Genomic DNA, 6,284 nt, shown 5'->3' on the forward strand with positions numbered 1-6,284 from the left:
AAAAAGCACAAATCACTGCGTTAAGTTCGATGACAGCCGCGGTGGCAGGTGGGCTAACGGCACAGAGTTCAAGTCAGAGTAACACGACGGTATCGAGTCTCACCAATGCTTCGTTAGGTGGGGAGATTGGTAAGAATGCGGTGGAGAATAACTTCAATTTAAATCTCTTTATTGATAATCCACAAGTTGATTGGGCTGCTTTAGCAGAGGGACAGGGAAAAGCAGATGAAGCAACTCGGCAAGCGATAGAACGATTTGCGAAAGAACATCCTGAATTAGTAGAGAGCTTAAGGAATACAGGAGATGTTGCATTATTTTTATCTGACTTTACGCCAATAGTTGGTGACGTAAAATCATTTGCTGAAGCGGAGGATGGGATTGATTATGCTTTAGCATTTATTGGTGTTCTACCTGGCGCAGAGGCAGTGACGAAGCCATTGAAAAATGCCAAGTCCGCATTACAAAAAGCGAAAGAGGCGGAACGACTAGGCAATACCACGAAGGTGTTGAAGTATCAAAGTGAGGTAGCGAAGCAATTAGATTATATAAAAGATAATGCGAATCTTGGTCGGAATCGTAGTGGTTTTAATTTTTTATTAAATGAAAATATCAATAGTAAAATTAAATCAATTAATCCACCTAAACTGATTTTTGATAAAAGTAAGTATGATTATTTATTTGGAAATGTTAGATTTGATATTCATAACTCATCACGTGCTTTTCAAAATAAGCAGCAATTATCTAGTATTGGTATTTATAATGATCAAAGAGGTAGAAATATCATAGAAAAAACATTGGAAAAAATGTTATCTGATAAAGCATATGTTAAAGAGTCTTTTTCTAAAAATATTAATGGAAAACATCAAAATTTTGAAATTAGAGAAAGTATTATAATAGGTAGCGGGGGAATAAGAAAAATAGAAGTGACTTTTGAAGTCATGAATGATGGTTCACGGAGATTTATAACTACAATTTTGAAAGGAGGAAATTAAAAATGTATGTACATGATATACCTAATTGCAATGAGTTTATTTCAATGTATGGTTGTGATTGTGAAATTGAAGAATTTATTCAAACTTGTGTTTTTCATAATAAAGATAAAACTATGAAGTTAAATTTAAGCTTTGATAGAACTATAAATTCTTTGCGTATTATTATTTATAATGAAGATAAGATATGTTTTGACTTATATAAAGAGAATTTAAAAAGTATTTTATTAGATGAGAATGGTAATTTCATATCATTTTTTTTAGAATGCATGCAAATTGAACTATCAATTTGTCCAGAATTTTCTGTTTTTATCAGATAATATTTAAAATAAGTTTGTCTTAAAATTTGAAGTTGGTGAAGCTTGCAAAACAAGAATTGTAATTATTAATAATGAGGAGAAAATATGGCAAGGTATTACTCCCTCTAGTGTAAAAGTTTAAGATTTCTTAGAACCTAAAGTGACAGTCTATCCAGCTATGGAAATAGGGATATCCAATTCAGGTGTGAGAATTGAAGGATACACTTATCCAGAATTTACCGCTTTTCCAAGTAGCAGACAGGAGTGAGTTATGCAATTAGTGTTTTCCTATATTGAACATAAATTGCAAGTGATACCTGTTTGTTTTTGGAAAGAAAACCATCAGCTTCATCCTTTAACAGGCTATTTAAATGACCCGATGGGTGGACCCAATTACTTTGCGTTCTTAGATAGGGTGTTATCGATTTTGAGAGATGATGAGATACAACAAGGGGATATTTCTTCCAATTCTTGGGGAGTTGAAATTCAGGGTGATAAGGTGTATTTCTGTTTTTTATTTGCCCAAGAAGACACAAGTTTGCATTTTGCTTTAGCGAGAGCGGTGCTGATAGATATACTGGTGCTGTGGTTAGCCTTTCGTAGTCAGGAGCCTGTTGTTGGTTATCAAGAAGAGTTAAGTTTTGGTGGAACGTAAATATTAAACAGCGTAACAAGAAAGTGCGGTCAATTTTGAAAAAGTTTTGAGCTTTGATAAATTGGTCGCATTTTTTGTTTCAGCACTCGTCAGAGATGAGCGCTAGCTGTGGTGAGTACAAGTCGATGGAATAAGCATTTGAATAAGCCGGAGCCAAATACGATTTATAAGTTAAGCAATAATCATCAATATAAGACAGATGAATTAGGTCGTGTTTCGGAGGCTAAAGGGAATTTAAAATTAGAAAAGAGTGATAGGAATACCTATCAACAGAGAATGGCGGGTGGAGAATGTCGTTTAGAAACAGATTGTGGAGGTCATTTACTTGCTTCAATGTTTGGAGGAGCGGGAGAGGGCTTGAACTTAGTTGCGATGGATGGCATGTTAAATGGCGTGAAAGGGAAATGGTATCAGATGGAAATGCAATGGAAGCGGGCTTTAGAGAAAGGACAAAAAGTTGAGGTGAGTATTAAGCCAATATATGATGGAAATGGTAAGAGACCCCATGAGTTTTCGATTGAACAAAACATCAACGGTATAATACAGCCTAGACAAATAATTAAAAATACAGCAGCAGGAGAATAGAATGATTGAACAGAAAATATACCATAAAATAGGAGAACTCTTGTGGAAAATTATGCCGCTAGAAGCTATAGAGATATCCTTTATAGGATCAATTTATCCAGAGAGCTATTCAGGAGGGGCAGAATGGAAATTAGAGAATGGAAGTATTGTATCATTTAATTTGGGAGAAAGGCCTTATGAAATTGAGGATGAAATTATGATTTTAATGAGAAAGCTAAAAGAAGTAACATCTCAAGATTGGAACCAATATATTTTTTCTCTATCAAATAATATGGATTTTAATATTAAATTTGCATATATAGATGAAGAAGATAGTTGGCCTAATCTTTATATGAAAGGAATTAGCGACTTAACGAAGGAAGAGGCGGAAGAATATTATATTCCTGAGGAAATTTGGGAAGAGCGAGTAAGATTAAAGCAGGAAAGAATGAAGCAAGCTTGATAATTATTTAATGTAAATGATTTTCCTATTTGTTAAAAAGTGCGGTCAATTTTGAAAAAGTTTTGGACTTTGATAAATTGGTCGCATTTTTTTGTGGAAGTAAGTTGAAGATATAGACTAAGAAGTGTGTGCTATCTGAGTGCATTAGCACAGGCGAAGCAAACAGGGAATCAGACTGAAATTACACAAAAACAGACCGCTCTTTTAGCAGCAGAACAAGCACAAGCGAAGTGGGGAGATAGGGGAGAGTATAAACGTACAGCAGAGGTGTTGACGACATTATTTACGGGTATATTGGCTAACCAAGCAGCAACAGGGATTGTAACCCAATTGGCTTCACCAGAAGTGAATCAATGGATTAAACAGGCAACCACCAATGACAAAGGTGAAACCGAGGTTATCACGAATACCCTTGCTCATGCGATTTGGGGAGCGATAGAGGCGGCAGCGAATCAAGGTAACCCGAGTTCAGGTGCGATAGCGGCGGCGAGTTCGGAATTGGCTGCGCCGATGTTAGCTAAGGTGTTATACAACAAAGACCGCGCAGAACAACTGACGGCAGAGGAAAAGGCACAGATAACCGCATTAAGTTCGATTACGGCAGCGGTCGCAGGTGGGCTAACGGCACAGAGTTCAAGTCAGAGTAACACGACGGTATCGAGTCTCACCAATGCTTCGTTAGGTGGGGAGATTGGTAAGAATGCGGTGGAGAATAATTATCTTTCACTCAAAGATATTTCTGCTTATCAACGAGAGTTGAAAAAAGCGATTCAGCATGGAGAAAGTGTAGAAGAGGTTCACGAATATTTTAAAGTATTAAGTGAAAAACAACGAGCAGCGTTAGTTGCGAATTGTGATATTGATTGCCGAGTAACGGTACCAAATGAGTTATTAGCGGGAATTGGTTTTGCTGATGATTTATCAGGGTTACTGAATAGTTGGGTTATGGGTCTTCCATTAGATGAACAAACTAAATTCTATCAGTTAGCAGAAGCTGAAAATATCAAAACGATTCAAGCCTTGAAGGCTAAACAGGGTAGTGTAGAGAAAGGCGTTGAGTTAGCGATGGATATGGCACATTTCTTTTCAAAAGAAGAAAATATAGGTAGCTCATCAGCTAAAAAGTCACTTTATGATCCAAAGCAAATTCGTCATAAAATAGAGAAAGGTTTTGAGAAAGAGGTTGTGAAATCGACAACAGTAGTGATGAAACCCCGTTCTACAGTGACAAACAAGGTTTTAAAGACAGGAGAAGCGGTATCAGTAATTGAATCTGAAGGAGGTAAAGCGGTTAAGATTTATGCTAAACCTGATCAATTAGGTCATCGTCAGGAAATTGCCAATATTCCTTATGATAAAAGAGGATTGCCTATATTTGATGATGTATCGAAGTTTACGACAAAAATAGAAAAGCCAAGTAATTACCAAAACATGTCGAGCAATAAAAGAAGAGATGTTGAAATGAGAAATGCTACTCAAGCTTTAAAGAGGGCGATTGATAGCGGAGTAATTGATAAAAATAATTTTACAGCTCAGCAATTAAACGATATTTATGCTGGTAAGCCTAAAATTTTTCAGATGACTTGGCACCATAATGCACAAAGTGCACCTAATAATATGCAATTAATTCCTACAAATGTTCATGAGGCAGTTAAACATATTGGAGAAGGTTCTTTAAGTGAAGGAAAGTAAAATGAAGTTTAGAAATTTAGATATTCGATATGATATGGGTGCTGTGGATGATGCTCAAATCTCAAATTTTGAGAAAATGTTTAAGATAACTTTACCTTGTTTGTATATTGAGTTAATTAGGAAGCATAATGCATTAAGAGTCGTTCAAGATTATTTTGATTATTATGATTCATATAGAAACGAAGACTCGTTATGTTCCTTTGGGTTTGATGGATTTGAAACAGAAGAACATCTTGAACCTTTAGAAAATATTTATGCACAATATCTTTATAATGATGAAATATATGGTTATGAACATGTGTATTCTTTTGGCAGTACAGCTTGTGGTGACTTTGTCTGTTTTGATTACCGTGATAATCCGAAAGGCAGTGAACCTAAAATTTGTCTTGTGATTCACGATGAATATGATGAAGAAACAGGTAAGCATTTATTATTTCCTGTGGCAGAAAATTTTGAGGCATTTTTAGATATGCTTTACGATTTTGATGAACGTTATCCGAATGGTTATGAGTAAGTATTTGTTTAACTAATGTGTTGTATTTTTTAAGCGTTGTTTACGGACTAATATTTTAAGTGCGGTCAATTTTGAAAAAGTTTTGGGCTTTGAGGAATTGACCGTTTTTGTAAAGGCACTTGTTAGGGATAAGGCTAGTTTGAAAGAACATCGTCGCTTGTCATTAGCAGCGAAAGAGCTCAATTGGAGCCAAAAACAATTGAATGACTATGTTAATGCGAGACCAGAAAACTTTAAATTGGAAAATATGCATCGAAATCGAGGTCATGTAGATGAAATGCCAGGGAAAAATGACATAGATAGAATTATCAGAGATATGAAAAAATATGAACAAGGGGATAACTAAATGGATACAAAGCTAAGTGTTGGTGTTCAAATATTAGAAGCATTGGATGAAGATGACTTCGCTACTTTAGACGCTATTTTTCAAGGTGGACAACGTGATGTACTCGAAATTACACCATCAGAACATTGGAATTGGTTACATAAAGCATTATTAGGATTCGACCCTAATAAACCATCAGAAAAAGCGATTAACTATTTGATTAATAAGGGTATAGCAATCAACGCACAAGATATGTATGGCATGACGCCATTGCATTATGCAATGAGAGCGAAAAATATTGATGCGGCAATGGCGTTGCTACATGCAGGAGCGGATCCGAATATTCCAAATCGAGACCAAGTGATTCCATTGGCAATGACAGGTTATGTCCCTGAAGCGCTAGACTTGCTTAAATTGATGCTGGATAAAGGTGGAAACGTGCATTATTTTAATGGGCAACATGAATTACTTGAAGGGATAAAAAAATATGAATCCCATCGTCCTAGCTCCCAACCTATCATCGACCTGATGGAGAAATATGCGTAGTGGTTTTCTTAATCGAAGGTGTTGATTTTCTGAAAAGGAACCACTAAACGAAAAAGTGCGGTCAATTTCAAAAAAGTTTTGCTTTGAGGAATTGACTGTTTTTTTGTATAACGAGGCAAAAGCAACTATAAATAAGTCCGCGAGTTGTCAGGGATAATAGCGGAGGAAGGGGGTTATCATGTGACGGCAGAGAATGTGCATTTAAGAGGTGCAGTGATAGCCTCGACAAATCCAGCG

The 6,284-nt window shown here is 36.0% G+C and carries 8 protein-coding genes and 1 pseudogene; all 9 read left to right on the plus strand.

The genetic code is table 11. The annotated features are described in order from the left end of the window. Window positions 1-992, plus strand: a pseudogene (locus ACFSAV_RS08470) (hypothetical protein); the annotation flags it as partial. Between the two features lie 2 nt (window positions 993-994). Beyond that, the gene (locus ACFSAV_RS08475; RefSeq protein ID WP_379098500.1) at window positions 995-1,309 is read left to right on the plus strand and encodes a hypothetical protein; all 315 of its coding nucleotides are present in this window, start codon (window positions 995-997) and stop codon (window positions 1,307-1,309) included. Between the two features lie 250 nt (window positions 1,310-1,559). Continuing rightward, the gene (locus ACFSAV_RS08480) at window positions 1,560-1,943 is read left to right on the plus strand and encodes a DUF5376 family protein (RefSeq protein ID WP_379098503.1); all 384 of its coding nucleotides are present in this window, start codon (window positions 1,560-1,562) and stop codon (window positions 1,941-1,943) included. Window positions 1,944-2,081: 138 nt separating this feature from the next. Then, the gene (locus ACFSAV_RS08485) at window positions 2,082-2,528 is read left to right on the plus strand and encodes a DNA/RNA non-specific endonuclease (RefSeq protein ID WP_379098506.1); all 447 of its coding nucleotides are present in this window, start codon (window positions 2,082-2,084) and stop codon (window positions 2,526-2,528) included. 1 nt (window position 2,529) lies between these two features. After that, on the plus strand, window positions 2,530-2,970 hold the full coding sequence (locus ACFSAV_RS08490) for a hypothetical protein (protein WP_379098509.1): 441 nt from the start codon (window positions 2,530-2,532) through the stop codon (window positions 2,968-2,970). 126 nt (window positions 2,971-3,096) lie between these two features. Then, a complete protein-coding gene (locus tag ACFSAV_RS08495) occupies window positions 3,097-4,662 on the plus strand; it encodes an HNH endonuclease (protein WP_379098512.1) in 1,566 nt (521 codons plus the stop codon). 1 nt (window position 4,663) lies between these two features. After that, window positions 4,664-5,176, plus strand: coding sequence for an SMI1/KNR4 family protein (locus ACFSAV_RS08500; protein WP_379098515.1), 513 nt, complete (start codon window positions 4,664-4,666; stop codon window positions 5,174-5,176). A 139-nt stretch (window positions 5,177-5,315) separates the two neighbouring features. After that, complete coding sequence (locus tag ACFSAV_RS08505) at window positions 5,316-5,522, plus strand: GH-E family nuclease (RefSeq protein ID WP_465263153.1); 207 nt, start codon at window positions 5,316-5,318, stop codon at window positions 5,520-5,522. After that, window positions 5,523-6,047 (plus strand): ankyrin repeat domain-containing protein, encoded by a 525-nt coding sequence (locus ACFSAV_RS08510; RefSeq protein ID WP_379098518.1) that lies wholly within the window; start codon window positions 5,523-5,525, stop codon window positions 6,045-6,047. It abuts the gene before it with no gap. Window positions 6,048-6,284 lie beyond the last annotated feature (237 nt).

The sequence above is a fragment of the Pasteurella oralis genome (assembly GCF_042681465.1).
Lineage (GTDB): Bacteria > Pseudomonadota > Gammaproteobacteria > Enterobacterales > Pasteurellaceae > Pasteurella > Pasteurella oralis.